Genomic DNA, 585 nt, shown 5'->3' on the forward strand with positions numbered 1-585 from the left:
CGGCGAGCAGACCGCGCGTGGCCTGCTCGAAGAGGACCGTGTGACGCAGGTTCCGGTACCAGTAGGAGCCGTCCATCGGCTCGTCCAGCCACTCACCCGTGAGCGTAGAGAACAACAGCACCTCAGGCGCCGCGGGCGCCACCGGAGCCAGCACCTCGGCCAAGTGCTCCTCGATCGCCTCCACCTGCACGGAGTGCGAGGCGTAGTCCACCGGGATCGTCCGCGCCCGGACGTCGCGCTCCTCGCAGTGCGCGACCAGCTCTTGCAGCGCCTCCGGCTCACCGGAGACCACCACCTGAGCAGGCCCGTTCACCGCCGCGATGTCGACACGGCCCTCCCAAGCCGCCAGCAGTTCGCGAACCTCACCCACCGGCAGCGGCACCGACACCATGCCACCGCGACCGGACAGGGCACGGATGGCCTGACTGCGCAGCGCCACCACCCGGGCGGCATCTTCGAGCGACAGCGCCCCCGCCACACACGCAGCGGCGATCTCACCCTGGCTGTGACCCACCACAGCGGTCGGCTGCACACCGGCCGCCCGCCACACCTGGGCCAGCGACACCATCACCGCGAACAACACCG

The 585-nt window shown here is 70.8% G+C and carries 1 protein-coding gene; it reads right to left on the reverse strand.

The window, feature by feature from the left end; translation table 11 throughout:
* Positions 1-585 (reverse strand): acyltransferase domain-containing protein (locus tag ACYVMZ_RS39420; RefSeq protein WP_461088144.1); only part of this gene is annotated, 585 nt, incomplete at both ends.

It is taken from the genome of Streptomyces deserti, from assembly GCF_054782695.1.